The following is a 25,407-nucleotide window of genomic DNA, read 5'->3' as shown; positions in this document are numbered from 1 at the left end:
CCGTATCAAGGCACCGAACACTCAGAACTATAGGGAAACTACCATGCTGAAAATGCACAATATCCGCAAAAGCTTCCGCACCGACACCATAGAAACCCACGCGCTGCGCGATTTCAACCTGGAGGTTTCAGAGGGGGAATTCGTCTCTGTAACCGGCCCCAGCGGCTCCGGCAAAACCACCTTTTTGAATATCGCCGGTCTGCTGGAGACCCCCACCGGCGGGCAGTACCTGCTCGATGGACAAGATGTCAGCGGACTGAATGATCGCGAGCGCTCACGCCTGCGCAATGAAAAAATCGGCTTTATTTTCCAGGGTTTCAACCTGATCCCGGACCTGAATCTTTTCGACAATATCGACGTCCCCTTGCGCTACCGCGGATTCAACGCCAAGGAGCGCAAAAAACGGATCGAAAAGTCCCTCGAACAGGTAGGGCTCGCCGCCCGGGCAAAACACCTGCCGGCGCAGCTGTCCGGTGGACAGCAACAGCGTGTCGCCATAGCCCGCGCCCTGGCCGGTGAACCGCGCTTCCTGCTCGCCGACGAACCCACCGGAAACCTGGACTCCCTGATGGCCCGCCAGGTGATGGAGCTGCTGGAATTTATCAACGAGTGGGGCACCACCATCGTTATGGTAACGCACGACCCCGACCTGGCCCGCCGCGCACACCGGAATATTCAGATCGTCGACGGACAGGTATCCGACCTGCACCAAAACGCGCTTGGCAACGAAGCCGCGACTGCCTGAGGAGACAAACTATGTTTGGATACTACGTTTCTCTAGCACTGCGCAGCTTGCGCGGTACGCCGGTGTTGAGCGCCCTCATGGTCGCCGCCATCGCGGTGGGCGTGGGCGCGTCCATGACCACACTGACACTCAACTACATGATGTCGCAGAATGCCCTGCAACATAAAGATGACCGGCTCTACGCTGTACAGTTAGACAGCTGGGCCCCGGAGAAAGCCTACCAAAACGACACCCAGATGCCCTGGGAGCTCACTTATCGAGATGCTCAGGCCCTGCTCCGTTCGGACATTCCCAGTCGGCAGGTGGCTATGCACCGCTGGGGCGCCACCGTGAGCCAGGAAAATAGCGAATTGCGCCCCTTTACAGCCCAAATCCGGGTAACCACCCGCGACTTCTTCGCGCTGTTTGATATTCCCTTTATCTACGGCAACACCTGGCACAAAAGCTCGGACCAAAATCCAACCCGGGAAGTGGTTTTGTCAAAGAAAACCAACGAAAAACTGTTCAATGGTGAAAATAGCGTGGGACGTTCAATTAACCTGAACGGAGAACCCTTCACTGTCGTAGGCGTTATCGAACACTGGAACCCGACCCCTAAGGTTTACGACCTTAATAACGGTGCGTTCAAAAATTCGGAAGAGATCTATATGCCATTCGGCCTACACCGCCAGCTACAGATCTACTCCTGGGGCAATCTTAATGGCTGGAAGTCAGAGGATATAAGTAACTATGAAGACCTCCTCAACAGTCATTACGTGTGGGTTCAGTACTGGGTGGAGTTGGACAACGAGAAAAAGAAACACGACTACGAAAACTTTCTCGCCGCCTATATCGAGACCCAAAAGACCAAGGGCTATTTCCCGCGTCCGCTGAAATTCGGTCTGACCCGCCCATCGGAATGGCTGGTGGTCAACGAAGTGTTGAGCGACGACAACCGGATATTGGGATGGTTATCCCTGGCGTTCCTGCTGGTCTGCGTGGTCAACGCGGTAGCATTGCTGCTGGCAAAATTCCTGCGCAAGGCGCCCGAAGCTGGGGTTAGGCGCGCCCTGGGTGCCAGTCGCAAAGCCATTTTCAGTCAACACCTGATCGAAAGCGGCTGCATTGGGCTAATCGGCGGCGTCATGGGTATTCTGCTGACGCTGCTGGGGCTAAGCCTGATTCGCACATTACAGATGGGGCGCCTCGACCAGATCGCCTCCATGGACTGGGTAATGATGCTGGCGGCCATTGGACTAGCGATTCTCGCAAGCCTGCTCGCCGGCATCTATCCCGCCTGGCGCATCAGTAATACCAACCCGTCCGTTTACCTGAAAACCCAATAAGGATCTGGCCATGTTGGAAATCAAACCTATTTTGTCCGCGCTCTGGCGCAATAAGATAGCCGCGCTGCTGATCGCACTGCAGCTGGCATTAACTTTGGCCATCGTCAGCAACGCAAGCGTTATCATCAGTGATCGCAAGGAAAAAACCGCACGCCCTACCGGCATAGCGGTGGAAGACATTATCACTGTCAACTTTCAGCCCGTGTCGCAGAATTACGATATGCAGACAGCGGTAGCTGCTGACCTGGACCTAATACGCCCCATCCCCGGTGTGGTAGAGGCCACTCACAGCAATCACTTTCCGCTGTCGGGCAGCGGTTCTGCCAGTGCCTATTACAACCAGCCTAGTCAGGAAACCGGCGGCGAAGTGGCCAACTATTACCAAGTGGGTGCGGAATTTATCCAGGCTATGGGTATGAAACTGATTGCCGGACGCAACTTTGATCCGTCAGATATTCAGGTCGCAGATCTCACCGAAAACCGTGAATCCAGTGTAGTTATTGTCACCAAGCAGTTTGCGGAAAAGCTCTTCCCGGAAGGCGATGCGCTCGGCAAATACATCTACGGCGATCGCAGCAGCCATCCGATCGAAATTATTGGCATAGTGGAGCGCAACCTGGGCGGCTGGGTGAACTGGTCTAAAGCCGGCAACGCCGTATTCTTCCCGGAAATGCTGATTGCCGAGGGCAACCTGTTTATGCGCTATCTGGTGCGCACAGAGCCCGGCCAGCGGGACTCAGTATTCAACCAGCTGGAAGAGAAGCTGAGCCAACGGGATCCGCACCGGGTTATTGAAATGGACACTATTGAAAACTTTCTGCACAAAAGCTACTCCCGCGACAACACCATGATCAAGGTACTGTCAGTGGTGATAGGGCTGCTCACCTTTATCATTGCCCTGGGCATCGTCGGCCTCACCACTTTCTGGATCAACCAGCGGCGCAAGCAAATCGGTGTCCGCCGCGCCCTCGGCGCAACCCGCGCCGCTATCGGCCGCTACTTTCTGTTGGAAAATGGCATGATCGCCAGTGCCGGTATTGCCCTAGGTATGGCGGCGGCACAGATCGCCAACCGCATGATGGTGGAGTCCTACGGCCAACCGCAGCTGCCATTGCCGACCATGCTGTCCTGTGCGTTAATACTGCTTATTGTCAGCTTGACTGCCGCCCTGGTACCCGCCCTCCGGGCAGCCAATATTTCACCGGCGACAGCGACACGCAATGTCTGACCCCGGCTTCATCCAAAAGCCACGGGCGCACCCGGAGACGACTAGAAGCCGGCTTTCCCGAAAGTCGGCCACAGTTTCCGGTCGCCCCGTACCTACATGACAGATACAGAAAATAAAAGGTATGGATAAAGTCCTGATTATCGACGACAACCCGAGCATCATCTCTGCCCTGGAATTGTTGTTATCCCTGCACCGGATTGAAACCGTCAGCGCGACCACACCGCCGGCGGGACTGCAACTGCTGCGCGAACACAAAGATATCGGCCTGGTGATACAGGATATGAATTTCACCGCGGACACCACCTCCGGTGAAGAGGGGCGTGAGCTGTTTTTCGCAATCCGTGAAATAAACCCAGATCTGCCGGTAATACTATTGACCGCCTGGACGCAACTGGAAATGGCGGTGGAACTGGTTAAGGCGGGAGCTGCCGACTATATCGGCAAACCCTGGGACGACAACAAACTGATCTCCTCGGTAAAAAACCTGCTGGAGTTGAGTGAACTCCAGGAACAGCAGCGCAAATCACAGCAACAGGCGCAGCAGGCGCGTGAACATCTGCGGCAGAATTTCGACCTGCAGGGCATCATCTACCGCAGCGAAGCCATGCAGAAACTGCTGGAGATGGCCACACAAGTAGCCAGAGCCGATGTGCCGGTTCTGATTACTGGTCCCAACGGCGCCGGCAAAGAGAAGATTGCCGATATCGTGCAAGCCAACTCTTCTCTCAAGGATGGCCCTTACATCAAGGTCAATGTAGGTGCCCTGCCGGAAGAGCTGATGGAAGCGGAACTTTTCGGCGCCGAGGCGGGAGCCTATACAGGTGCCGGAAACCGCGCCCGCCAGGGGCGCTTCGAGGCCGCCGATGGCGGCACCCTGTTTCTGGACGAAATCGGCGAACTTTCCGCCAGCGGCCAAGTTAAATTACTGCGGGTATTGCAGACAGGGGAATTCCAGCGCCTGGGAAGCAGCCAAACCCGCAAAGTAAGAGTCCGCGTAATCAGTGCCACTAACAGCGATCTACCGCAGCAGATAGCCCAGGGCAATTTTCGCCAGGATCTGTTCTACCGCCTGAATGTCATCGAATTGAAGCTGCCGCCTTTGTGTGAGCGCCCTGAAGATATATTGCCACTGGCGCGGGGCTTCCTCGATCAAAGCAGCGGCGAAAGCAGGCAGCTATCTCGCCAGGCCCAATCGGCACTGATGCGCTACCGGTGGCCGGGCAATGTGCGCGAGCTGCAGAACACCATGCAGCGCGCCGCGGTACTTTGCAATACCGATACCATCGACGAACAGACGCTCGGATTACCCGCCCAGCCAACCAGTGATAGATCCGACAGAGTAGAGGTCAGCTTCGAACCGAGCCGCGAGCTTCTGGAGCAGACATTGGCCAGCTGCAATGGTGTCATTGCCCAGGCCGCGCGCGAACTCGGTATGAGCAGGCAGGCACTCTATCGCCGCCTGGATAAATACGGTATTCCATATTAAGGAGCCCCTGAGTAATTCTCTCCCTGACGAGCAAGATACTTCACACCCCCTGGATCAACTGCAGAGTTCAGGCGAAATCAAAAACTGTCTTATGCCCAAAAAATTGTCCCTCGAAGGCCGCATCGCGGCTATATCCCTACTGGCAGTTGCGATCGGTGCAAGTATTCCGATTGTGCTCATCCAGCAGGGAATCGATACGCCACTGGCCTGGACCGGAGGCCTATTGCTGGCGCTGCCAACGGTGCTGTTGTTACTGCGTCTCGTCATAGGTCCAATCAGCCACTCGCTGAAAGCACTCGAAGGCGGCCTGCTCAATTTCCGCGACGGCGACTTCTCAGTTTCCCTGGTAACTCGGCGCAATGATCAACTGGGATATCTGACTAAACTCTACAACGAAGTGGCGGAAATTCTGCGCCGCGAGCGCGCCCATATCTACCAGCAGGAATTGTTACTGGATACTTTGATCCAGAGCTCCCCCCAAGCACTGCTGCTGGTGGACCAGGGCGACCATATCATCTACTCCAACAGCGGTGCTCGCCACCTACTAAATCGCGGAAAACCCATACAGGGCCTGACCGTGAAACGACTACTGCCACACTGCCCCCAGGAGCTCGCCGACGCCATAGAGAAAAAAAAGGAAGGTCTCCTCAGTTACAGTGAGAACGGTGAAACACGCACACTACACCTCAGCAACAGTTCTTTTGTCCTCAATGCGCAAAAGCACCAATTGATAGTAATCCGCGAAATGACCCGCGAACTTACTCGTGCCGAAGTGCAAGTATGGAAAAAAGTCATCCGTTTAATCAGCCACGAACTCAACAACTCCCTGGCTCCTATTTCCTCAATGGCGCACAGCGGCAAACTGCTGATCCGGCAACCGGGGCAATCGGAGGCACTGGAAAAGGTGTTCGATATTATCGCCGACCGCTGCCAGCACCTGACGGAATTCACTCAGGGCTACGCGCGATTTGCGAAACTACCCGCGCCCAGTCGTGAACCTGTTCGCTGGCAACAGTTGGTAGAACGCCTGAAGCCTCTGCACGGCTTCACGTTGAAGGGGGAGCTGCCCAATCGGCCCGGTTACTTTGATCCCGTGCAGATGGAACAGGCCCTGCTGAATTTATTTAAAAATGCCGCCGAGGCCGGCAGCGACGCCCTGAACACGGAACTGCAGATCAAAGTCGATCAGCACGGCCAGGAGCTGGTAATCCGCGACCGGGGCCACGGCATGAGTGAAAAGGTTCTGCAACAGGCTCTGCTGCCCTTCTACTCAACCAAGCCCCAGGGGGTCGGCCTGGGACTGACGCTGTGCCGGGAAATCATCGATGCCCACGGCGGCCGTATTCAATTGCAAAATCGTGCGGGGGGCGGTATCCAGATCAATCTATGGCTACCCTGGCCCGAAACACAAACCGCAGAGTAAAAGCAAACACAAAAAAACGAGCGATTCTTGTTTCTATTTTCACCGTCCATAGAACTGGTGATCCACCCAATTCACAGGCGCCCAAAAAACGTCGAAACGGAATGAAAAGTGCATGTGGCGGGGTTGCTGGTGATTGCGAGAGCAATTCTCCACAGCATGCAGAATATCTTTTGTGGTTATTCAAAGACCACAGTATTTTTTCCATGAGCTGCTAGTCTGAAAGTCAGCAATGCCATTTCGATGCGGCGAGGCAAAGCCATGAACAATCGCTACCAAAAGATTTCGCGGCGGCAGTTTCTCAAACTGTCCGGCTGTTCACTGGCACTGCTGCCGGCGGCCCTGATTGCGACCGACCGGGCGGTGGCGCAGACCAAGGCGAAGAAAGAAGTGGTGCAATATCAGGACACGCCGAAAAACGGGCAAAAGTGTGTCGATTGCATTCTCTTTGAAGCGCCGGAAGCCTGCAAGGTGGTTGAGGGCAAAATCAGTCCGGACGGCTGGTGCAGCCTGTTCGCTCCCAAACCGTCCTAAGCACCGGTGTGCCGTGGGCCTCAGGCGGGCACTCGCTGCTCGCCGCGCAGCTTGTTGACGTCCGTGCGCGGCGGCGCGCCGAACATACGGCTGTATTCGCGGCTGAAATGAGACGGGCTCTCGTAGCCCACCCGGTAGCTGGCAGAGGCCGCTTCCAGCCCCTCCGTCAGCATCAGGCGGCGGGCCTCGTGCAGGCGCAGTTTTTTCTGGAACTGCAGCGGCGACATGCGCGTGACCTGCTTGAAACTGTGGTATAGAGAAGACTCGCTCATATTCGCCTGCTCGGCGAGATCGCGCACGCGCAACGGCTCGGTAAAGCGGTCCTTGAGCACCGCGATAACCCTTGAGATACGGTTGGCCTGACTGTCAACCACGGCAAATTTACGCATCCGTGCCCCCATCTCACCCATCAGAGCACGGTAGATAATTTCTCTGCGCGCAAGCGGCGCCAATATGGGTGCGTCCGAAGGACTGTCCAGCAACCCCACCAAGCGACTGACCGCGTCCAGCATGCCAGAATCCATTTGCGCCACGCAGATACCGCAATTAATTTCCGGACAGTTGAACTCCGCCTTCAGTTCCGGTGCCTTATCCCCCAGCTCCAACACCAGGTCGGTCACTTCCTGAGGGTCGATAATCAGCTTGACCGCGAAAAACGGTTGCTCCGGGGATGCCTCCTTGACTTCCCCCAGCACCGGCAAATGTACAGAGGTGGCCAGATAGCTCAGGGGCCCATAGGCGATCTCCCGGTCACCAAATTGCAGTGTCTTGCTCCCTTGAACGATAAAACCGAGAGAGGGCTCGTATACTGACGACATACAGCTGGTCGCAGAATCCGCGCGGATCAGACTGACCCCTTCCAGTGTCGTCTCTTCCATACCCGACGCCGGCATCCAGCGCGAAATTGTCGCCGCGAGTTTTTGCCGCGCAGGCTCCTGTTCCCAACTGTGCACGTCCGAAAGTTTTTGCTTTGTCGACATACCTCCCCTCCCGGCCCAATGTCTGGGCGCCATCGCAAAACAATGCCGCCAGTATACGGAGATTTGGGTAAGTGACTTAGACTTTTACAGTATTAGGCAAACACCTTGCAGTAATGTGCAACCGCTCCGCTTGTGCAGCGTTCCAATAGATACCTACTGCAAGTAAAAACGCCGCGAAAATGCCGGCTTTCACCAAAAATGACAACAATATTGATGTTTCTCTCCCGCTCCGATTTTTCCGTTAAAGCAGAATCGGGCAATTAGTTGGCAGTACCCGAATACCGTCCGGTCAACCCACGCAACTATGGTGTGCATCCCGGAGTTCGCGCTCCGACGTTTTTGATTCTGCCCTATCCAAGGAGCTCACGACACAATGACAAGACTGAAATTATCACTGCTGGGACTGGCGACACTGGCACTGGCGGCATGTGGCAGCGGTGAACAGAACGGTCAACAGAAGGCACCGGCGGTGGATGTCGCCCAAGTGGTAGCGGCCCCCACAACCGTCTGGCGGGACTTCACCGGGCGGGTGGAGGCACCGGAAACTGTGTCGCTGCGGCCCCGGGTCAGTGGTTATATCGAAAAAGTCGCATTTAATGAGGGTGAACTGGTACAACGGGGCGATGTGCTCTTCGAGATAGACCCTCGCCCGTACCGCGCCCAACTGCGCGCCGCCGAGGCGGATCTGGCCCGCGCGCGCAGCGAAATGACTCTGGCCGAGAACCGCGCGGGACGCGCCGAGCGACTGCTGAACAGCCGGGCCATTTCCCGCGAGGAATACGACGAACGGATGGCTGCGCGGGATTCCGCTCGCGCAGCGGTCAATGCCGCCGAGGCGGCGCTGGAAAATGCCCGCCTGGATCTGCAGTACACGGTTATCGAGGCACCGATCAGCGGGCGGGTCGGACGGGCGTTCGTCACCCGCGGCAACCTTGCCAATGCCGATCAAACGCTGTTGACCACACTGGTGTCGGTGGACCCAATGTACGTTTACTTCGAGAGCGACCAGCGAACTTTTGTCGACAGCCATACCTTTTTCACCCCGGAGCAGCGCCCGCAGGTGCGCATCGGTCTCGCGGGGGAAGCCGGCTACCCACACAGCGGCGAGCTGGATTTTATCGACAACCAGTTGAACAGCCACACCGGCACCCTCCAATTCCGCGCCGTGATCCCGAACCCACAAGGTACTTTCAAGCCCGGGCAATTCGCGCGCGTAAAAATGCCCGCGGAACAGTTGGCGCACGCCATGCTGGTGAATAGCCGCGCAGTACTGACCGACCAGGATCGACGCTATGTGTATCTGGTGAACGACAAAAATATCACCGAGCGCCGCGAGGTTGTCGTCGGACCACAGCAGGACGGCCTGACTGTGATCCGCAGCGGCCTGCGGCCCGGCGAGCGGGTGGTAATCAACGGATTGCAGAAAATTTATTTTCCTGGCATGCCGGTGCAACCGGAGCTGGTGGCAATGCGGGGAAGTGAGCTCCCGCGGGAAGTCGCCAAGCGCTGACTCGGTGCGGGATTTCCGGCCGCGCGCCATGCCAGCCGCGTCCGGCGATCCTCAACAAGTCCCGCTGCCATTATGGGACCTCAGCTAATTGCGCTCGCTGAAGGTGACGAGACTTCGCGCTCAACACCTCAAGCACCCCGCAATCCGCTATAGCACTTACGCGAATTAAACCGCTACCCCAGACGGGTGGCCCACAAGCGCACTGCCATCGCTTAGCCGTGGCAGTAACAACAGCAATCTCCGAAGTCAGTGCGGACTGATCTATGAATTTTTCCCGTTTTTTTGTCGACAGGCCGATCTTCGCCTCAGTATTATCGATCATCATTTTTACCGTCGGCCTTATCAGTATCCCGGTACTACCGGTAAGTGAATATCCGGAAGTGGTGCCGCCGAGCGTTGCCGTGACCGCGCGCTACCCTGGGGCCAACCCGAAAACCATTGCCGAAACTGTCGCCACGCCGCTGGAAGAAGCCATCAACGGCGTGGAAAACATGATTTACATGAAATCCGTCGCCGGCAGCGACGGCACCTTGTCACTGACAGTCACTTTTAAGCTCGGCACAGATCCCGACCTTGCTCAGGTGCAGGTGCAAAACCGCGTGTCCCAGGCGCTACAGCGGCTACCGGAAGAAGTCCGCCTCCAGGGAGTAACCACGCAGAAACAGTCTCCAAACCTGATGATGGCGGTACACCTCCTGTCGCCAGACGACCGCTTCGACGCTACCTATATTCGCAACTATGCGGTGCTGCATATCCGCGATGAGCTGGCGCGCATCCCCGGCGTCGGGCAAGCGGGACTGTTCGGTTCCGGCGACTACGCCATGCGCCTGTGGGTAGACCCGCAGAAGGCCGCCGCCCTGGGTGTAACTGCTTCCGATATCGTCGACGCAGTGCGAGAACAGAATATTCAGGTGTCCGCCGGCCAGATAGGCGCCCAGCCGATGCCCGTCGACAACGATTTCCTGATCTCCATCAACGCCAGGGGCCGGCTTGCCAACAGCGATGAGTTCGGAGATATCGTGCTGAAAACCGGCGACAACGGCGAGCTCATCCGCCTGCGCGAACTCGCGCGCATTGAACTGGCTTCGTCAGAAGACGCGCTGCGCACGCTGCTGGACGGCCGTCAGGCGGTGGCCCTACCAATATTCCAGGCGCCCGGCTCCAACTCGTTAGAAGTTTCCCAGGCTGTGCGCGAAAAAATGGCGGAGCTGGACGATGACTTCCCCGAGGGCATGACCTGGGAGATCGCCTACGATCCAACGGTATTTGTCAGCACGTCGATCAAAGCCGTGATCAAAACCCTGATGGAAGCGGTACTGCTGGTGGTGCTGGTGGTAATCCTCTTCCTGCAGACCTGGCGCGCGTCCATCATCCCACTGCTGGCGGTACCGGTATCCATCGTTGGAACCTTCGCCGTGCTGTTGTTGCTGGGCTTTTCTATCAACACCCTCACCCTGTTCGGTATGGTGCTGGCTATAGGTATTGTCGTTGACGATGCGATCGTGGTGGTGGAAAACGTCGAACGCAACATCGAGGAAGGCCTGCCGCCGCTGGCGGCGGCACATCAGGCGATGCGGGAGGTGAGTGGCCCCATTGTCGCCATCAGCCTGGTGCTCTGCGCGGTCTTTGTGCCGATGGCATTTCTGGACGGCATCACCGGTCAGTTCTACCGCCAGTTTGCCATGGCCATCGCGATTGCCACCGTTATCTCAGCGGTCAATTCACTGACATTGTCGCCCGCACTGGCTGCGACACTGCTGAAACCCCACGGCGCCGCACCGGACATGCCAGCGCGGATTATCGACCGCCTGTTCGGTTGGCTGTTCCGCCCGTTTAACCGCTTCTTCAGCAAAAATGCCGAGCGCTATCAGGGATTGGTGGGCCGCAGCCTGAAGCGCCGCGGGGCGGTGTTCGCGGTTTACGCACTTCTACTGGCAGCCACCGCCTTTATGTTCAATCAGGTCCCGGGCGGATTTATCCCCACTCAGGACAAAACCTATCTGGTGGGCAGTATCCGCCTGCCGGAAGGCGCGAGCCTGGACCGCACCGAGGCCGTCGCACGCAGGGTGAGCGAGCTGGCGCTGGAGACTGAAGGTATCGCCCACGCAGCGGGCTTTGTCGGCTTCAACGCGCTGCAACGCACCAACACCCCCAATGTGGGTACCGTGTTTGTGCTCTTCGATGATTTCAACGAGCGGGATCGCAGCGCCGAAGAAATCGCGACGGAACTCAACGGCAAACTGGCACAGATCAAAGAGGGTTTCGCAGTCAGTTTTATGCCTCCCCCCATCTTTGGTCTCGGCGCCGGCTCCGGTTATTCACTATATATCCAGGACCGCTCTGGCGCAGGCTACGGCGCCTTGCAGACCGCGACCAATCAACTGGCCGGCGCCCTCAGCCAAACACCGGGACTCAGCTATCCATTCAGTTCTTACCAGGCCAATGTGCCCCAGCTGGACGCGGAAGTAGACCGCCTGCAGGCCAAGGCCCAGGGCGTGCGACTGGACGATCTGTTCGGGACACTGCAATTGTATTTCGGCTCCCTGTACATCAATGACTTCAACCTCTTCGGCCGCACTTACCGCGTTATGGCCCAGGCAGATGCCCCCTTCCGCGACGAAATTGCGGATATCGACCATTTGTATACCCGTAACAACCGGGGCGAAATGGTCCCTATCAGCACCATGGTGCAGCTCAAGCAAAGTTACGGCCCCGATCCGGTGATCCGCTACAATGGCTATCCGGCCGCGGATCTGCTGGGGCAGTCAAATCCAGCGATGCTGTCCTCCAGCGAGACACTGCAAACGGTGGAGCAGGTGGCCGGACAGACACTGCCCGCCCGCATGAATATCGCCTGGACGGATCTCAGCTTCGAACAGGTCAACCGCAGCAACGCCTCCATGCTGGTTTTTCCACTGGCGCTGCTGCTGGTGTTCCTGGTGCTCGCCGCCCTCTATGAAAGCTGGGTACTGCCCCTGGCGGTGATACTGATCGTGCCCATGTGCCTGCTCGCCGCACTGTTCGGTGTCTGGCTGAGCGACGGCGACAACAATGTGTTTGTGCAGGTGGGACTTGTCGTACTGATGGGGTTGGCCTGCAAGAACGCCATTCTGATCGTGGAGTTTGCCCGCGAACTGGAAATTGAAAAGGGGCTTGATCCAGTCCGTGCTGCGCTCGAGGCCTGCCGCCTGCGCCTGCGTCCGATTATCATGACTTCGGTGGCCTTTATCGCGGGCGTGGTGCCGCTGGTGCTTGCCACTGGTGCCGGTGCCGAGGTGCGCAACGCGATGGGAGTGACGGTCTTTACTGGTATGATCGGTGTGACCCTGTTTGGATTGCTGTTGACACCGGTATTCTATGTGGCGCTGCGCAAACTGACCGGAAGTGGGCGTCAAACTTCCGTAGACATGCCGCAGCCGGTTTCAGCCACTTCAGGGAAGCTATGATGAATTCCCGTGAGCTTTCCGGAGCGAGTGACAACACCCGTGCGGATGCATCCGCACCCACTCAGGCCGGGCGTAAAAACCAAAATAAGAGGAACAATAATGGAAGCGGGTTTTTGGCATAAAAGATGGGCAAAAAATGAGATTGCCTTCCACGAAGGTAAACCCAATGCCCTTCTGGTCAAACATGTTTCCGCCCTCTCGATCGCACAGGGCAAACGTTTTTTTGTTCCCCTGTGCGGCAAGACTCAGGATATCCCCTGGCTTCTCGCCCGCGGTTACCAGGTGGTTGGGGCAGAATTGAGCCGCATTGCGGTGGAACAGCTGTTCGCGGAGGCGGGCGTCGAGCCGGAAATAACCAGTGCGGGAGGCTTGACCCGCTACAGCGCGGAAGCAGTCGACCTGTTTGTGGGCGATATCTTCAACCTGACCGCCGAGCAGCTCGGCCCCGTCGATGCCATCTATGACAGAGCGGCCCTGGTCGCCCTGCCGGAACCCATGCGCCGCCGCTATAGTGCGCACCTGCAAGCCATCACTGGGGGCGTGCCGCAGCTTCTGATTACCTTTGAGTATGACCAACGCCTAGTCGCCGGCCCACCCTTTTCCGTCGGCGGCGAGGAAATCGCGGGACACTATGGGGAAAGCTATCAGCTGACCAAACTCGAGAGCGTGCCTTTCCCGGGACGGCTGAAAAATAAATGCGAGGCAGATGAGACTATCTGGCTGTTAGAACCAAAACAATAGCTCAACCGCACAGCACCCGAGCGCATTGCGGCATCCGCGCACATTGACCGGGGCCGCCTCAAGCACTGTAGCGCGCACCGGGGATAATCAGGACGTACAGGCGGGTAAACAGTGACAGCGGCAGGCACACGAGGATCACTATCACCCCCAGTAACCCGCGCATCAAATCACTGCCCTCCTCATTTTTTTCGTCCTTGTCCGCCAAGTAGGCGTTATAGCAGTGATCCGGGCCATCAATGGGCAGGAAGGTGAAGTCGATAATCCGCTCCAACAGCCGCCAGTATGGCCGCAAGGGTGTTTCCTCCACCCGGGCAAAATAGCCAGTGCGCGCGGAAATAGTGGCGTCGGGGTTACCCCCGGCGATTGCATTACCCAACTGGTCGATGGCGATCAGTACTCCCTTGAGCCAGCGCATCGTTTTTCCCTTTATTAGAAGCGTCGATGAGTTCGCGTGGGTGCGGTGTCTTTTTTCCGCCAGACAGAGGGTTATTCAGAGGTTCCTCAATCGCTTTCCTCCGGCAGGCCATCGAAAAAATCCACCTCGCCGGTTTCCAACGAATACTCCGCGCCCACAATTACCAGCCGCCCTTCCTGTACTAACTGTTCCAGTATCTGCGAACCGTGGCGAAGCTGATTGGCGGAAGCTCGAATATTGGCGCGCACCGCGCGCTCAGCCAAAGTTTCCGCATTATGGGCATCGGCACATTCCAACAGTGGCTCCACCGAAGGACGTATCCGATCGACAATAGAACGCAGGTTCGGAGAACGGCTCTCTTGCGGTCGCTCCAATTCCTCCAGCGTAGCTTGCACCGCGCCGCAATGGGAATGCCCCAGCACTACCACCAGCGGTGTGCCAAAGCGCTCTGCGGCAAACTCAATACTGCCAATTTGTGATGGCGCCACCACGTTGCCGGCCACGCGGATAACAAAAAGGTCGCCCAGCCCCTGATCGAAAATTAATTCTGCCGGCACTCGGGAGTCAGAGCAGCCAAGAATAATTGCGAAGCAGGGCTGTCCCTCCAGCAGCTCCCGGCGCCGGTGTTGATCCAACCGGACGCCCATATCCCGCTCCCCGGACACAAAACGGCGATTGCCCTCCCGTAAGCGGCGTATCGCCTCTGCGGCAGACAACATATACACCTCCACTCGTTGCCCAGACCGTCAACCAATGGGGGCCAAGCATAGCGGATTCCCGCCGCAGGTAAACCTACCGTGCAAAAATTTCGGGTGGGAAGTTATTTGGACCAATCCTGCGCGCGCATCCCGTACGCAGGCTCCAGGGCAAAAGGCGAGTATGGACCAGCGCACCAGTCGCCGTTATCCAGCTCGTAACAGTGGACGCCCTCCTCAATACACATAGCGGGACCTGCAGCCGGCATATCACCGGTAAAACATTCGTGGGGAAAGGCTGGCGCCAACTCGACGGGGATAGAGCTGTGGGTGTAAAACTGCGGAGTGCCACACAAATCATTCCAGAAGCCACTGCACCCGCCGAGTAAAAGTGCCAGGGGAAGAACGGGCAGAAATTTACTTTTCATGAACGATACACCGGCGTCCGCCAGCTATGTCAAAGCACTGGGCGCTTGGTGGACAAATGGACCCCTCGGCGAGCTCCTCCGCATCACCGGGACAGGCATCGCGGTATGTCTCGCTCGCCGCGGGTTGCACCACCGGACGCGGCACTTCCGGCACCCGGTACTCGGCGGCGCGGGGAATGGGCCGGCTGTAGGGATAGACGACCTCATCCCTGGGATCGGCAACACCGCATGCGACAAGCGGTGTAACGGCAAGGAGCGTGCGCGTGAGCGCCAAATATCTGAGCATCGATTGGCCTCCGGGTGAATCTCTTCTGCCTGCTCAGCACTAGTAAACCCGTATCACCGGAAAAAACCAGCAGGCGGAACCCACCTTGCGGATTTCACCGGCCTCCGGACAGTAGCGGCTGGCGGTTAATGGCAGTTGAGTATTGGGCTGGTAATAGCCGACTTCGGCAAAATCAGCGCTGTAACTGCTATCGTCGGGATCGAAAAAAAAGGGGTCGTTGCGGTCTGTTTTTTCAACGGGCAAAAATACGCATCCCGGTACAGTCAGTACCGCGATCAGTGGTAGAGCGGATATCCCTATGCGCCTCATTTCTAATTACCTCTCGCCTTCAGCGCCACGCTCAATATTTGTACAATTTGAGTTTAGCTGGCGGAGGATTCGGCTTGCGGCGGGGGAAAGGAAATTAGCGCGAAATTCAACTTGAGGAACCTCTGTTTCAGTTACTTCGTGACGGGAAAAATGATTTAGGCCAGATGAAAAGCCCATCCCATTACCCGAACGCCCCGAAGCCCAATACAGCGTCCGCGTGAATTAATCAGAGTTTTCTTAAAACGCAATTGCCAGAATTGTGCAGGTTCGCGCTGGAAGCAATGCGCCCGAGGCTGCGGCCAAATTTGCGGATTTCCCGCTATTGGCCAACAGCTTCCGGGCGCTCGCAAATGCGCGTTAAAAACGCCGCTTACAGCAACAAACGGCGCACGTCGCTGAGGACGCTGACCAGGTACGTCATAAAGCGCCCGGCGTCACCGCCGTTGACGGCGCGGTGGTCGTAGGACAGAGCCAGAGGCAACATCTGCCGGGGCACAAACTCCTTGCCGTTCCACACCGGTTTCACCGTCAGTTTGGACACGCCGAGAATACCCACTTCCGGCGCGTTGACGATGGGCGTAAAGCCTGTGCCACCGATGGCGCCGAGGCTGGAAATAGTGAAGCAGGCGCCCTGCATATCCTTCGGCATCAGTTTGCCGTCGCGGGCTTTACCGGCCAATTCCGTAGCCTCTTGCGCCAGCTCGTAAAGGCCTTTCTTGTCCACGTCCCGGATCACCGGCACCATCAGCCCCTTAGGCGTATCCACGGCCATGCCGATGTGCACATAGTCCTTGCGCACTATGTGCTCGCCGTCATTGTGCAGCGACACATTGAAGCTGGGCTCTGCACGCAGCGCTGCGGCGGCGGCCTTGAGCAGGAAGGGCACCGGGGTGAGTTTCACACCGCGCTTCTCCGCCTCCGCCTTCATTGACTTGCGGAACTCCTCCAACTCGGTGATATCCGCATCATCGAATTGGGTGACGTGGGGCACGTTGAGCCAATTGCGCGCCATATTGGCGGCTGTGACCTTGTGAATCTTGGTCATCGGCTCGACGTTCACCGGGCCGAACTGGCTGAAATCAATTTCCGGCAGGGGCGGCAGTCCAGCGCCGACGCCTACAGCACCGCTCTCCGCCTTCTGTACCTGCTCTTTGATATAAGCGTGCAGATCGTCCTTGGTAACGCGTCCACGGGGACCGGTGGCTTTCACCTTGCTCAGAGTCACGCCCAGTTCCCGCGCCAGCTTGCGCACTGCCGGGCCTGCGTAGACTTCTGCGGACACGGTCAGATTGCGCTCCACTTGATGGTCTCGCTGCGGCGCCGCAGGTGGTTCCACCGGGGCTTGAGACGCGGGTGCGGCCGGTGCAGTCTCCACTTTGGCCGGAGCCTCCTCCACTTTATCCTGCGCGGGGGCACCGCCACTGACCACTTTCAGAACGCCCAGGTCGTCGCCGGTGGAAACCTTGTCGCCTTCACTGACGGCGATGGACACCACAGTGCCGGCGAAGGGCGCGGGGACATCCATGGAGGCTTTGTCACCTTCCACAACGATCAGAGAGTCACCCTCGGCGACCTCGTCTCCAGGCTGTACACAGACTTCGATAACGTCCACGGAGTCGGAACCGCCCAGATCCGGGACCGCGATCTTTTCTTCTTTCTCTTCCTGCACGGCAGGTGCAGCGGCGCTGGCTGCCTGCGCTGGTTGCTCTTCAGCCGGCTGCTCCGCTACCGCCTCGCCTGCCGGCTCGGCGGGTGCCGGGGTATCTTCCGCCGCGGCGGTTTCGGTTTCTATTTCACCGATAACATCGCCCTCGGAGACCTTGTCGCCTTCCTTGACACTGATACTGAGGATTTTGCCGGCGCAGGGGGACGGCACATCCATGGAGGCCTTATCGCCCTCAACAACGATCAGCGAATCTTCCTCGGCGACAGTGTCTCCCACCGCAACGGTAATTTCGATTACGTCTACCTGATCGGCACCGCCGAGATCAGGCACTTTGATGACTTGTTTGGCCATATTGTCTTTGCCTTCTCTTAGCTGATGCGCGGGTTCACTTTTTCCGGATCGATGTTGAGCTTTTTAATCGCTTCAGACACTTCCCCGGCACTGATCACGCCTTGTTTGGCGAGACCGTTCAGCGCCGCGATCACCACATAGTTGCGATCCACCTCGAAGAAGCGGCGCAGCTGCTCGCGGCTGTCGCTGCGGCCAAAGCCGTCGGTACCCAACACTGTCAGGTCGCCGTCGATAAACTCGCGCAGCGGCTCCACATAGGAGCGAATGTAATCAGTGGAAGCGATTACCGGGCTCTGGTTACCCTCGAACTGCTCGGTAATCCAGGCTTTGCGCGGTTTCTCAGCGGGGTGCAGCATGTTCCAGCGCGCCACGTCCTGCCCTTCGCGCGCAGCTTCCACCGCTGAAGTCAGACTCCAGATATCGGAGGTAACGCCAAATTCGCTGGCAAGGATGTCAGCCGCCGCGATCACTTCGCGCAATATGGTGCCGCCGCCAATCAGCTGCACATGCTTCTTGGCACTCTTGCCCTTGGCGCCTTTTTTAGCGTTGGACTTCAGTTTGTAAATACCGCGGATGATGCCTTCTTCAACACCTTGGGGCATTTCCGGCTGAACATAGTTTTCGTTCTCGATGGTGACGTAGTAGTAAACGTTCTTCTGTTCCTCGTACATCTCCACCAAGCCGCGCTGCAGGATCACCGCCAGCTCGTAGCCGAAGGCGGGGTCATAGCTCTTACAGTTGGGAATAGTAGAGGCCAACACGTGACTGTGACCGTCCTGGTGCTGCAGTCCCTCTCCATTCAGGGTGGTGCGCCCGGCGGTGGCGCCGATGAGGAATCCACGCGCCTGCATATCGCCCGCGGCCCAGGCCAGGTCGCCAATGCGCTGGAAGCCGAACATGGAATAGAAGATATAGAAGGGCACCATGGCAACGCCGTGGTTGGAATAGGCTGTGGCCAGCGCCATCCAGGCGGACATAGCACCGGCCTCGTTGATGCCCTCTTCCAGAATCTGGCCCTTCTTGTCTTCCTTGTAATACATGATCTGGCCGTGATCCACCGGGGTGTATTTCTGCCCCTGGGAAGAATAGATACCCAGCTGGCGGAAGAGGCCTTCCATGCCGAAGGTACGCGCTTCGTCCGGCACAATGGGCACCACGTTCTTGCCCATGTTCTTGTCCTTCACCAACGCGGAGATGGCGCGCACAAAAGCCATGGTGGTGGAAATCTCGCGGTCGCCGGAGCCCTTGGTCAGAGCACTGAAAGCATCCAGACCGGGCACTTTGAGTTTCTCACAATCGGTGCGACGCGCCGGCACCGGTCCACCCAGCGCTTTGCGGCGCTCGGTCATGTATTTGATTTCCGGGCTGTCCGGCGCGGGGCGGTAGTAAGGTACCTCCTCCAGTTCCTTGTCGGACAAGGGAATACCGAAGCGGTCGCGGAAGCGCTTGAGCGCATCCAGGTCCAGTTTTTTCACCGAGTGGGTGTCCATCGCCGCTTCGCCAGCAGCGCCCAGACCATAGCCTTTGACCGTCTGCGCCAAAATGACGGTGGGCCGGCCCTTGCTGGCCATGGCCTCCGCATAGGCGGCGTAAACCTTGTAAGGATCGTGGCCGCCGCGGTTCAGCATCATGATTTCCTCGTCGGACATATCCTTGACCATTTCCTTCAGTTCCGGATAACGACCAAAGAAATGCTCGCGGGTATAGGCGCCGCCGTTGGCTTTGAAGTTCTGCATCTCGCCATCGACCACCTCGTCCATGACCTTCTGCAGCAACCCCTTTTCGTCCTTTTCGAACAGCGGGTCCCACAAGCGGCCCCAAAGGACCTTGATCACGTTCCAGCCGGCGCCGCGGAAAACGCCTTCCAGCTCCTGCACGATTTTTCCATTACCGCGCACCGGGCCATCCAGACGTTGCAAGTTACAGTTGATCACAAAGACCAGGTTTTCCAGCTGCTCACGGCCGGCCAGAGAGATAGCGCCCAGTGTTTCCGGCTCGTCGCACTCGCCGTCACCGAGGAAGGCCCATACCTTGCGGTCGCCCCTGGGGGAGAGGCCGCGGGCGGACAGGTAGCGCATGATGTGCGCCTGATAAATCGCCTGGATCGGCCCCAGCCCCATGGAAACTGTGGGGAACTGCCAGTAATCCGGCATCAACCAGGGGTGCGGGTAAGATGAAAGACCGTTGCCGTGCACTTCGCGGCGGAAGTTATCCAGCTTGTCTTCATCGAAGCGGCCCTCGAGGTAGGAGCGCGCATAGATGCCCGGGGAGCTGTGGCCCTGGAAGAAGATCAGGTCGCCGCGCTGCTCGCCCTCGTCGCCCCGGAAGAAGTAGTTGAAGCCCACATCGTAAAGCGTGGCCGCAGAGGAGAAGCTGGAGATGTGGCCACCCAGGTTGTCGCTGCTCTGGTTTGCGCGCACCACCATCGCCAGTGCATTCCAGCGGATCAGCGAGCGGATGCGGCGCTCCATAAAGAGGTCACCGGGCATACGCTTTTCCGCACTCGGGGGAATAGTATTGCGGTAAGGGGTGGTGATGGCCGCCGGCAATTGCACACCCGCGCCGGTGGCACGATTGGCCAACTGCTTCAGCAGAAACGCCGCGCGTTCCTTACCGCTGTGGCGGATTACCGCCTGCAGTGCATCGAGCCACTCCTGCGTTTCCTGGATATCGGTTTCGTCTTGCATCAAACAATGCTCCTCGGCGAATTATCGACGTCGCGTCGGTGTTTTATCGTTGAGTTTTAGCTAACCGGGCAAACTACAGCGCAGGCAGAAAATTGCTTCCTTTTTTCAATGTTTCCGCCAATTCACCACCTTCGTTGGCGGAAATGCAATATCTGCAAATGCGGCGGAGAGAGGGAAACGGGCCTTGCTGCTGCCGTGATCTGGTAATTTGGGTTGTGAATCCAATCCGGGCCGGGCAGCCGCCCTGGCGGCTGATCAGTCACCCCGGTCTTATAAGCGGGGCGATTGTAGTATTACTACAAATGTTTTTCCAGATAGGACGGTTAGTAACAACTAAAACCAATTTGCAAAACAATTATTTGCCGATTCGCCATATAAACGGAACATATTGCGGGAAATGACAGAAATTTAATTACAAAATCGAGTCTCAAATTGGCACTTTGGTCACAGCCCCCACGCCACTCCACCGTGGAGATATTCCGCATAGACCACATAGCGCAGCGGCCCGCCGGGGTTGACCGCGCGAAAAGGGTAGCAGGTCACCAGCAGCAAACCCGGCTCGGCGAAGATGGGCAGCCGTTCCCGTCGGCTGTTCACCACCCGGGTCTCAGTGACTCTGAAATTGTGCCAAAGCCCGCGACTGTCCTGAAGCCGAACAGGGGCACCGGGCTTCAACTTTCCCAGATCGCCGAAATGGGTATCGCGGTGCGCGGCGATGACCGTGGTGCGCGGTTGTCCCGGCTCGCCAGACCCCGCGAGCATACCTGGCCCAAAGGCCAGCGCCTGACCACTGCCTCCGTGCAGCACAATCAGGGGGTCCCCGCCGTCCAGTTGCAGCTTTGCCACCGGCCAAGTGTCCGCCCAAGGCCAGGGCCTGGCCGGCTCCCCGGCCAGCAGCTGCTGCTCCCAGGCGCGGCCGATCAACACTTGTGCCAGTTCTGCCTTGATCAGCAACCAGGCGGCGCCACTCAGTTGCCACAAACCGGCCAGCAAACAGGCAGCGCTAAGCAATGTGCGCAACATAGCAGTGCCCTCTCCCGCCTAGCAACTGCGGGGATCCGGCACCAGCTTTTTCAACAAGCGGCGCAAGGAGCGCGAAAAGCTGTAGCGCACTTGGCGCATGCGACGCAACAGAGCGGCCAAACTCAGCAGCCCCATGGCGGCGAGAAGCTGCGCGTAGAGGCCGGCAGCGGTGCGCGGATAAGTCTGCTGCTGCAGCAACTGGCCGCGAGCCACCGCATTGGGAACCGCGCTTGTGGACAAATTGTCCGCCGCGGGACGCGCGATTTTTTCCTCCACCGCGACAAAACTGGTGTAAGGGCTTACCAACTGGTGATCCAGGGCCAACTGCAGTATCTCATCCCGCAGCGCCTCGCCCGCCCGACTCCGCTCCCCCAACTGCAGCTGCCGGTCGCGCAGCGACTCTATCTTGGCCCGCGCCCAAAGACTGCCAAGGCCGCCGCTCCCATCGGATTCGTTTTCTTTCAACGCCAGCCTTTGCACGAATTGCCGACCCGCAAGGCGGCCGCGCAGCTGCAGCTCTCCTGCGAGTGCGCCTTCGATTTTCGCAACCAGTTGCATCGGCTCTCCGCGATACAGGTCGGGAATCCGCTTCGGATAGGCATCCACCACCAGTCCCCGGGGCCACTGTATCTGCAGGTCGGTCGCCAGCGGGTGCTCCAATTTAGTAAAAAGGGCCTCCATCCGCTGCTGGACCTCGCTCAAGTCGCCGATGGTGACGAAAGCACCGCGACCGAACTGTGCCGCCTTGCGCATAAAATGGTTGTTCGGCGCCGACCCGATACCAACGGTGAACAGGCGCGCATCGCCCAGTGACTGTTGTATCAACTCGAAGAGTGCGCGCTCGTTGCCGACGGCACCATCAGTGATAAACACCACTTGGTGCACCAAGTTGTCGGCATTCGGCATCTGCTGACTCAGGGCCAGGCGCAAAGCCTGCGCCATCTCGGTACCGCCACTCGCCTGCAATCCCTCAATCTGAGCACTGGCCAATCGGATATTCGCGGCCTCGGCAGCCACGGGGCGTGGGAAGAAAGCGCGGGAGCTGGTATTGAATTCAATCACATTAAAGCGGTCTATTGGCCGCAGACGCGACAAGGCCAGCTGCAAACTTTCCTTGGCTTGACGAATTGAGACGCCGCTCATGGAACCGGAGGTGTCGATCACATAAACGACTTCCCGCGCCAGGCGCCGCGCGCTTTGCTTCGTATCGGGCGGCAACAACAGTAACTGCAGGTAGTGGCTTTCTTTTCCGTCCGAAACCGCGGGCTGAGAAAACAGGGCCGCGCGCGGCATTGCGGAGGGACGCGGCTTCCAGAAAAGGGCAAAATCCCTGTCCATCTCCGTTTCACCCTTGCGCAACCTTATCCCATAGCTGCCGTCCGCTTTATTTTCCACATCGATATCGTGATAGGGACTATCGATATCCGCCAGCGGTAAGCCACTGTCCAATTCCACTTCTATAGCGATTTTGTGGCTGCCCGCCAGCGCTGCACCGGACCCGCCAGACTCTGGGTCCGACTGTGTTGCGCCGCCTGAAGGTACGCCAGTGTCGAAAGCTGGCCACATAAACGGCGTTATTTTGTGCGCATCCGGCACCTGGTCGGTTGGCATAGCCCAGCCGTGCCTGTTTACCGCCAGCGCGACTCCCGTATTGGTGACAGCCTCGCCGGGGATATATCGCGGTGTCAGCGTCGTGGGCATACGCAGACTGAATTTGCCCCCATCGTAGTGAACCGGCTGCAGGAAAGTGACTTGTACCTGTATCCGCTCGCCCGGAGCGATATTCGCCACCTTATTGGTAAACAAGTTCGGGCGCTGCTGCTCCAGCAGCGCGGCCCGTTTGCCAGCGGCGCGGGCTTCCGCATAGATCTTTGCCGCCTCCTCTCGTTCACGCACCTTACCAATAATCCGGCGTTCACCCACGCGGATTTCCAGTCCGCTGACCGCAGCCTGCTCCGGCAATGGCAACACATACAGCGCTTCCTGCCAGCCATCACTGAGGTTGGAAAACACCTGCTGGAGCACCACCTCCGCCATCAAGCCACGTATTGCGATATGCGCGCGGCTAGCCAAGTGCACCGCGGGCACATAATTCCCCGGCTCATTGCCGGTAAACAGCAGATCACCGCTTTCCACATCATCCAGCGCTACCGTCTGTTGCGCCCGCGCGGCACCGGTCCCCAGGGCCGCGACAAATACCGCCAGCGCGGTGACAAAAAACAAGAGCCAACGGCCGCGCCGGCTGGCGCGGTTGCGGCGGCGATAATACTCCTCGGTCGGCAACACTACCCGCTCGCGGGGTATGCGCTGGCCACAGAAAATGGTTCTTTCCACCGTTTCCCTCCATCCAGGTTGCACTCTGAAGGCCATTAAAAGAGGGCAATCCGGCGATCGGTGGACAAAAGGAAGGCAAACTGCGGGCGGATTATGGCGAATTGTGGCGGCTCGGCAGTGCGGTGCGCCGCGATCCATAGCGGGCCGCCGTCTGCGCTCGGCAGTGCAAACCCCGCCATCCCGGCCTACGTCTATACTGTGAGTCCGGGCTCATCCAAGGAATCCAGTCTGCCCGCATGGAAGCTGCCCTCCGCCAATCTCCATTCCTGGTTCTACTGTTGCTGTGCCTGTGGGCTTGCTCCGGCCCGGTGACTTTTCCACAACCTCCCGAGAGAATTGCTAGCGGGCAAACAAAGGCGCCTCCCGATGCGCCGCTGGTAATCGTCAGCGACCGGTTGACCCGCGGCCATCCCGGCCAGACCGGTGTCTACCCGGTGACCTCTGCGCACAATGCACTGGCCGTGCGCCTGGCCGTCATCCGCGCAGCCCGCAGTTCCATCGATATTCAGTACTTTATTTTCCGCCACGACGAAACCGGCCTGTTGCTTACACGGGAACTGCTGCGCGCCGCTGAGCGCGGCGTACGTGTACGCTTTCTTTTGGACGATTTCACCACTGGCGACGCCGGAAAACTGCTACTCGCTCTCCAGCGGCATCCGAATATCCAGATCCGACTGTTCAACCCTTTTCCGCACCGGGGCCCTCGGACCCTGGAATTGCTCGCGGACTTCCGACGTCTGCACCGGCGGATGCACAACAAATCTTTTACCGCAGACGGCAGGGTGACCTTTATTGGTGGGCGCAATCTGAGCAACAAATATTTTGGGTTCGACAGCAAAGAGCACTTCGGCGATCTGGATCTGATCGCTATAGGCGCGGTCGTGCCGGAAATCACCCGCCAGTTCGATATTTACTGGAACAGCCACTACAGCTTTCCTGTGCAGTCGGTGATCCACGAGCGGCTCGACCCGGAGCGGCAGCGGCAATTCTCGGCGGAGCTCTTACGCAAGGCAGAAAAGTTTCTCGCCAGTGATTACGGCAGGAGCCTGCTGAACTCACCTGTGATTAAGACATTGAGCCACAACGCCAATCTGTGGTACTGGGGGCCGGCCCACGCCCTTTTCGATCCCCCGAGGAAAGTGGCTCAGCCGCCGGGTACAGAGGGGGGATTCGCCGGTAGCGAACTGATGCGGCGCATCACAGGCGCCCGCCGGCAACTCATTATCATCTCTCCCTATCTACTGCCCGGAGAGCACTATTTGCAACAACTGATCGCCGCCGCGGAACGCGGAGTAGAGGTTTATATCCTGACCAACTCCCTGGCATCCAGTGACGTGATCTTTGTCCATGGCGCCTATCGTAAATATCGGCGGCCGCTATTGGAGGCCGGCGTTCGTCTCTATGAGCTTTCCAGTGCCCTGAAGTACAAGCTGGACAGCTGGCATGGTGAGTCCAGATCCCTACTGCACGCTAAACTCTTCGCGGTGGACGGCCAGTGGCTCTACGTGGGCTCTTTCAATTTGGACCAGCGCTCCATTCTATTGAACACGGAGCTGGGCTTGATGATAAAGTCTCCGCAGCTGACGGAGATGGTGAGCAAAAACCTCATTGCAAACGTACACAAAAATGCCTATCAGCTACTGCTGCGCAACAACCGGATCGTATGGCGCCGCTCCGACGGTGCGGAACTGCATCGAGAACCGGACACAAACTGGCTGCAACGGATGGGTTCCCGCCTCAGCGGATGGCTACCGCTGGAGTCGCTGTTGTAACGGTATAACCCATTAGGGCATCTCTG

Annotated in this window: 20 protein-coding genes; 10 read left to right on the top strand and 10 right to left on the bottom strand. The window is 58.1% G+C overall.

Translation table 11 applies throughout. The features are described from left to right. Window positions 1–43: 43 nt before the first annotated feature. The 6 genes from BM155_RS09955 (at window position 44) to BM155_RS09930 (ending at window position 6,738) form a co-directional block, all read left to right on the top strand. Window positions 44–745 carry an ABC transporter ATP-binding protein gene (locus BM155_RS09955; protein ID WP_067155084.1) on the top strand — a complete coding sequence of 234 codons (702 nt, stop codon included), beginning with the start codon at window positions 44–46 and terminating at the stop codon, window positions 743–745. Between the two features lie 11 nt (window positions 746–756). Further along, window positions 757–2,070, top strand: coding sequence for an ABC transporter permease (locus BM155_RS09950; RefSeq protein ID WP_074902881.1), 1,314 nt, complete (start codon window positions 757–759; stop codon window positions 2,068–2,070). A 10-nt stretch (window positions 2,071–2,080) separates the two neighbouring features. After that, window positions 2,081–3,298, top strand: a complete 1,218-nt coding sequence (locus tag BM155_RS09945) for an ABC transporter permease (RefSeq protein ID WP_074902878.1) — start codon at window positions 2,081–2,083, stop codon at window positions 3,296–3,298. Between the two features lie 121 nt (window positions 3,299–3,419). Beyond that, window positions 3,420–4,784: a sigma-54-dependent transcriptional regulator gene (locus BM155_RS09940; protein WP_074902876.1), complete on the top strand. Its 1,365-nt coding sequence runs from the start codon at window positions 3,420–3,422 to the stop codon at window positions 4,782–4,784. Window positions 4,785–4,875: 91 nt separating this feature from the next. Beyond that, on the top strand, window positions 4,876–6,207 hold the full coding sequence (locus BM155_RS09935) for a sensor histidine kinase (RefSeq protein ID WP_074902874.1): 1,332 nt from the start codon (window positions 4,876–4,878) through the stop codon (window positions 6,205–6,207). 258 nt (window positions 6,208–6,465) lie between these two features. Continuing rightward, the gene (locus BM155_RS09930) at window positions 6,466–6,738 is read left to right on the top strand and encodes a high-potential iron-sulfur protein (protein WP_074903014.1); all 273 of its coding nucleotides are present in this window, start codon (window positions 6,466–6,468) and stop codon (window positions 6,736–6,738) included. A 20-nt stretch (window positions 6,739–6,758) separates the two neighbouring features. Here the strand turns inward: BM155_RS09930 and BM155_RS09925 are convergent, their stop codons facing one another. Then, complete coding sequence (locus BM155_RS09925; protein ID WP_067155103.1) at window positions 6,759–7,718, bottom strand: AraC family transcriptional regulator; 960 nt, start codon at window positions 7,716–7,718, stop codon at window positions 6,759–6,761. A 373-nt stretch (window positions 7,719–8,091) separates the two neighbouring features. On the opposite strand from BM155_RS09925, the gene BM155_RS09920 reads away from it, so the two are divergent. The 3 genes from BM155_RS09920 (at window position 8,092) to tmpT (ending at window position 13,415) form a co-directional block, all read left to right on the top strand. Further along, the gene (locus BM155_RS09920) at window positions 8,092–9,228 is read left to right on the top strand and encodes an efflux RND transporter periplasmic adaptor subunit (protein WP_074902872.1); all 1,137 of its coding nucleotides are present in this window, start codon (window positions 8,092–8,094) and stop codon (window positions 9,226–9,228) included. 263 nt (window positions 9,229–9,491) lie between these two features. Further along, window positions 9,492–12,674, top strand: coding sequence for an efflux RND transporter permease subunit (locus tag BM155_RS09915; protein WP_074902870.1), 3,183 nt, complete (start codon window positions 9,492–9,494; stop codon window positions 12,672–12,674). Window positions 12,675–12,773: 99 nt separating this feature from the next. Next, window positions 12,774–13,415, top strand: coding sequence for a thiopurine S-methyltransferase (tmpT, locus tag BM155_RS09910; RefSeq protein WP_074902868.1), 642 nt, complete (start codon window positions 12,774–12,776; stop codon window positions 13,413–13,415). 58 nt (window positions 13,416–13,473) lie between these two features. Here tmpT and BM155_RS09905 read toward each other — a convergent pair whose 3' ends face one another. From BM155_RS09905 to BM155_RS09865, 9 genes are all read right to left on the bottom strand, one after another. Further along, a complete protein-coding gene (locus BM155_RS09905; protein ID WP_067155114.1) occupies window positions 13,474–13,830 on the bottom strand; it encodes a hypothetical protein in 357 nt (118 codons plus the stop codon). A gap of 86 nt (window positions 13,831–13,916) precedes the next feature. Further along, window positions 13,917–14,549 (bottom strand): carbonic anhydrase, encoded by a 633-nt coding sequence (locus BM155_RS09900; RefSeq protein ID WP_067155117.1) that lies wholly within the window; start codon window positions 14,547–14,549, stop codon window positions 13,917–13,919. 101 nt (window positions 14,550–14,650) lie between these two features. Then, entirely contained in the window at window positions 14,651–14,953 is a 303-nt protein-coding gene (locus BM155_RS09895; RefSeq protein ID WP_074902866.1) for a hypothetical protein, read from the bottom strand. Beyond that, a complete protein-coding gene (locus tag BM155_RS17075; RefSeq protein ID WP_139223217.1) occupies window positions 14,943–15,239 on the bottom strand; it encodes a hypothetical protein in 297 nt (98 codons plus the stop codon). Before BM155_RS17075 ends, BM155_RS09895 begins: the two co-directional genes overlap by 11 nt. Window positions 15,240–15,278: 39 nt before the next feature. Then, window positions 15,279–15,482, bottom strand: coding sequence for a hypothetical protein (locus tag BM155_RS09885; RefSeq protein WP_139223216.1), 204 nt, complete (start codon window positions 15,480–15,482; stop codon window positions 15,279–15,281). A 436-nt stretch (window positions 15,483–15,918) separates the two neighbouring features. Continuing rightward, a complete protein-coding gene (gene aceF / locus BM155_RS09880; protein WP_074902864.1) occupies window positions 15,919–17,565 on the bottom strand; it encodes a dihydrolipoyllysine-residue acetyltransferase in 1,647 nt (548 codons plus the stop codon). 17 nt (window positions 17,566–17,582) lie between these two features. Beyond that, window positions 17,583–20,252: a pyruvate dehydrogenase (acetyl-transferring), homodimeric type gene (gene aceE / locus BM155_RS09875; RefSeq protein WP_067155131.1), complete on the bottom strand. Its 2,670-nt coding sequence runs from the start codon at window positions 20,250–20,252 to the stop codon at window positions 17,583–17,585. Window positions 20,253–20,696: 444 nt separating this feature from the next. Continuing rightward, window positions 20,697–21,275, bottom strand: a complete 579-nt coding sequence (locus BM155_RS09870; RefSeq protein WP_067155134.1) for a class GN sortase — start codon at window positions 21,273–21,275, stop codon at window positions 20,697–20,699. Between the two features lie 18 nt (window positions 21,276–21,293). Further along, window positions 21,294–23,609 (bottom strand): marine proteobacterial sortase target protein, encoded by a 2,316-nt coding sequence (locus tag BM155_RS09865; protein WP_254773167.1) that lies wholly within the window; start codon window positions 23,607–23,609, stop codon window positions 21,294–21,296. A 236-nt stretch (window positions 23,610–23,845) separates the two neighbouring features. Between BM155_RS09865 and BM155_RS09860 the strand changes: the two genes are divergently transcribed. Further along, entirely contained in the window at window positions 23,846–25,381 is a 1,536-nt protein-coding gene (locus BM155_RS09860; protein ID WP_074902860.1) for a phospholipase D-like domain-containing protein, read from the top strand. Window positions 25,382–25,407 lie beyond the last annotated feature (26 nt).

Source organism: Microbulbifer thermotolerans (assembly GCF_900112305.1).
Classification (GTDB): Bacteria; Pseudomonadota; Gammaproteobacteria; order Pseudomonadales; family Cellvibrionaceae; genus Microbulbifer; species Microbulbifer thermotolerans.
Note: the sequence above shows the minus strand (reverse complement) of the source record. Positions and strands in the feature narration are given on the sequence as shown.

Coding starts and splice junctions, on each gene's coding strand:
- BM155_RS09920 (WP_074902872.1), top strand. CDS start 8,092: ATGACAAGACTGAAATTATCACTGCTGGGACTGGCGACACTGGCACTG.
- BM155_RS17075 (WP_139223217.1), bottom strand. CDS start 15,239: ATGCTCAGATATTTGGCGCTCACGCGCACGCTCCTTGCCGTTACACCG.
- BM155_RS09915 (WP_074902870.1), top strand. CDS start 9,492: ATGAATTTTTCCCGTTTTTTTGTCGACAGGCCGATCTTCGCCTCAGTA.
- aceE (WP_067155131.1), bottom strand. CDS start 20,252: ATGCAAGACGAAACCGATATCCAGGAAACGCAGGAGTGGCTCGATGCA.
- aceF (WP_074902864.1), bottom strand. CDS start 17,565: ATGGCCAAACAAGTCATCAAAGTGCCTGATCTCGGCGGTGCCGATCAG.
- BM155_RS09955 (WP_067155084.1), top strand. CDS start 44: ATGCTGAAAATGCACAATATCCGCAAAAGCTTCCGCACCGACACCATA.
- tmpT (WP_074902868.1), top strand. CDS start 12,774: ATGGAAGCGGGTTTTTGGCATAAAAGATGGGCAAAAAATGAGATTGCC.
- BM155_RS09950 (WP_074902881.1), top strand. CDS start 757: ATGTTTGGATACTACGTTTCTCTAGCACTGCGCAGCTTGCGCGGTACG.
- BM155_RS09930 (WP_074903014.1), top strand. CDS start 6,466: ATGAACAATCGCTACCAAAAGATTTCGCGGCGGCAGTTTCTCAAACTG.
- BM155_RS09895 (WP_074902866.1), bottom strand. CDS start 14,953: ATGAAAAGTAAATTTCTGCCCGTTCTTCCCCTGGCACTTTTACTCGGC.
- BM155_RS09870 (WP_067155134.1), bottom strand. CDS start 21,275: ATGTTGCGCACATTGCTTAGCGCTGCCTGTTTGCTGGCCGGTTTGTGG.
- BM155_RS09945 (WP_074902878.1), top strand. CDS start 2,081: ATGTTGGAAATCAAACCTATTTTGTCCGCGCTCTGGCGCAATAAGATA.
- BM155_RS09900 (WP_067155117.1), bottom strand. CDS start 14,549: ATGTTGTCTGCCGCAGAGGCGATACGCCGCTTACGGGAGGGCAATCGC.
- BM155_RS09860 (WP_074902860.1), top strand. CDS start 23,846: ATGGAAGCTGCCCTCCGCCAATCTCCATTCCTGGTTCTACTGTTGCTG.
- BM155_RS09905 (WP_067155114.1), bottom strand. CDS start 13,830: ATGCGCTGGCTCAAGGGAGTACTGATCGCCATCGACCAGTTGGGTAAT.
- BM155_RS09940 (WP_074902876.1), top strand. CDS start 3,420: ATGGATAAAGTCCTGATTATCGACGACAACCCGAGCATCATCTCTGCC.
- BM155_RS09935 (WP_074902874.1), top strand. CDS start 4,876: ATGCCCAAAAAATTGTCCCTCGAAGGCCGCATCGCGGCTATATCCCTA.
- BM155_RS09925 (WP_067155103.1), bottom strand. CDS start 7,718: ATGTCGACAAAGCAAAAACTTTCGGACGTGCACAGTTGGGAACAGGAG.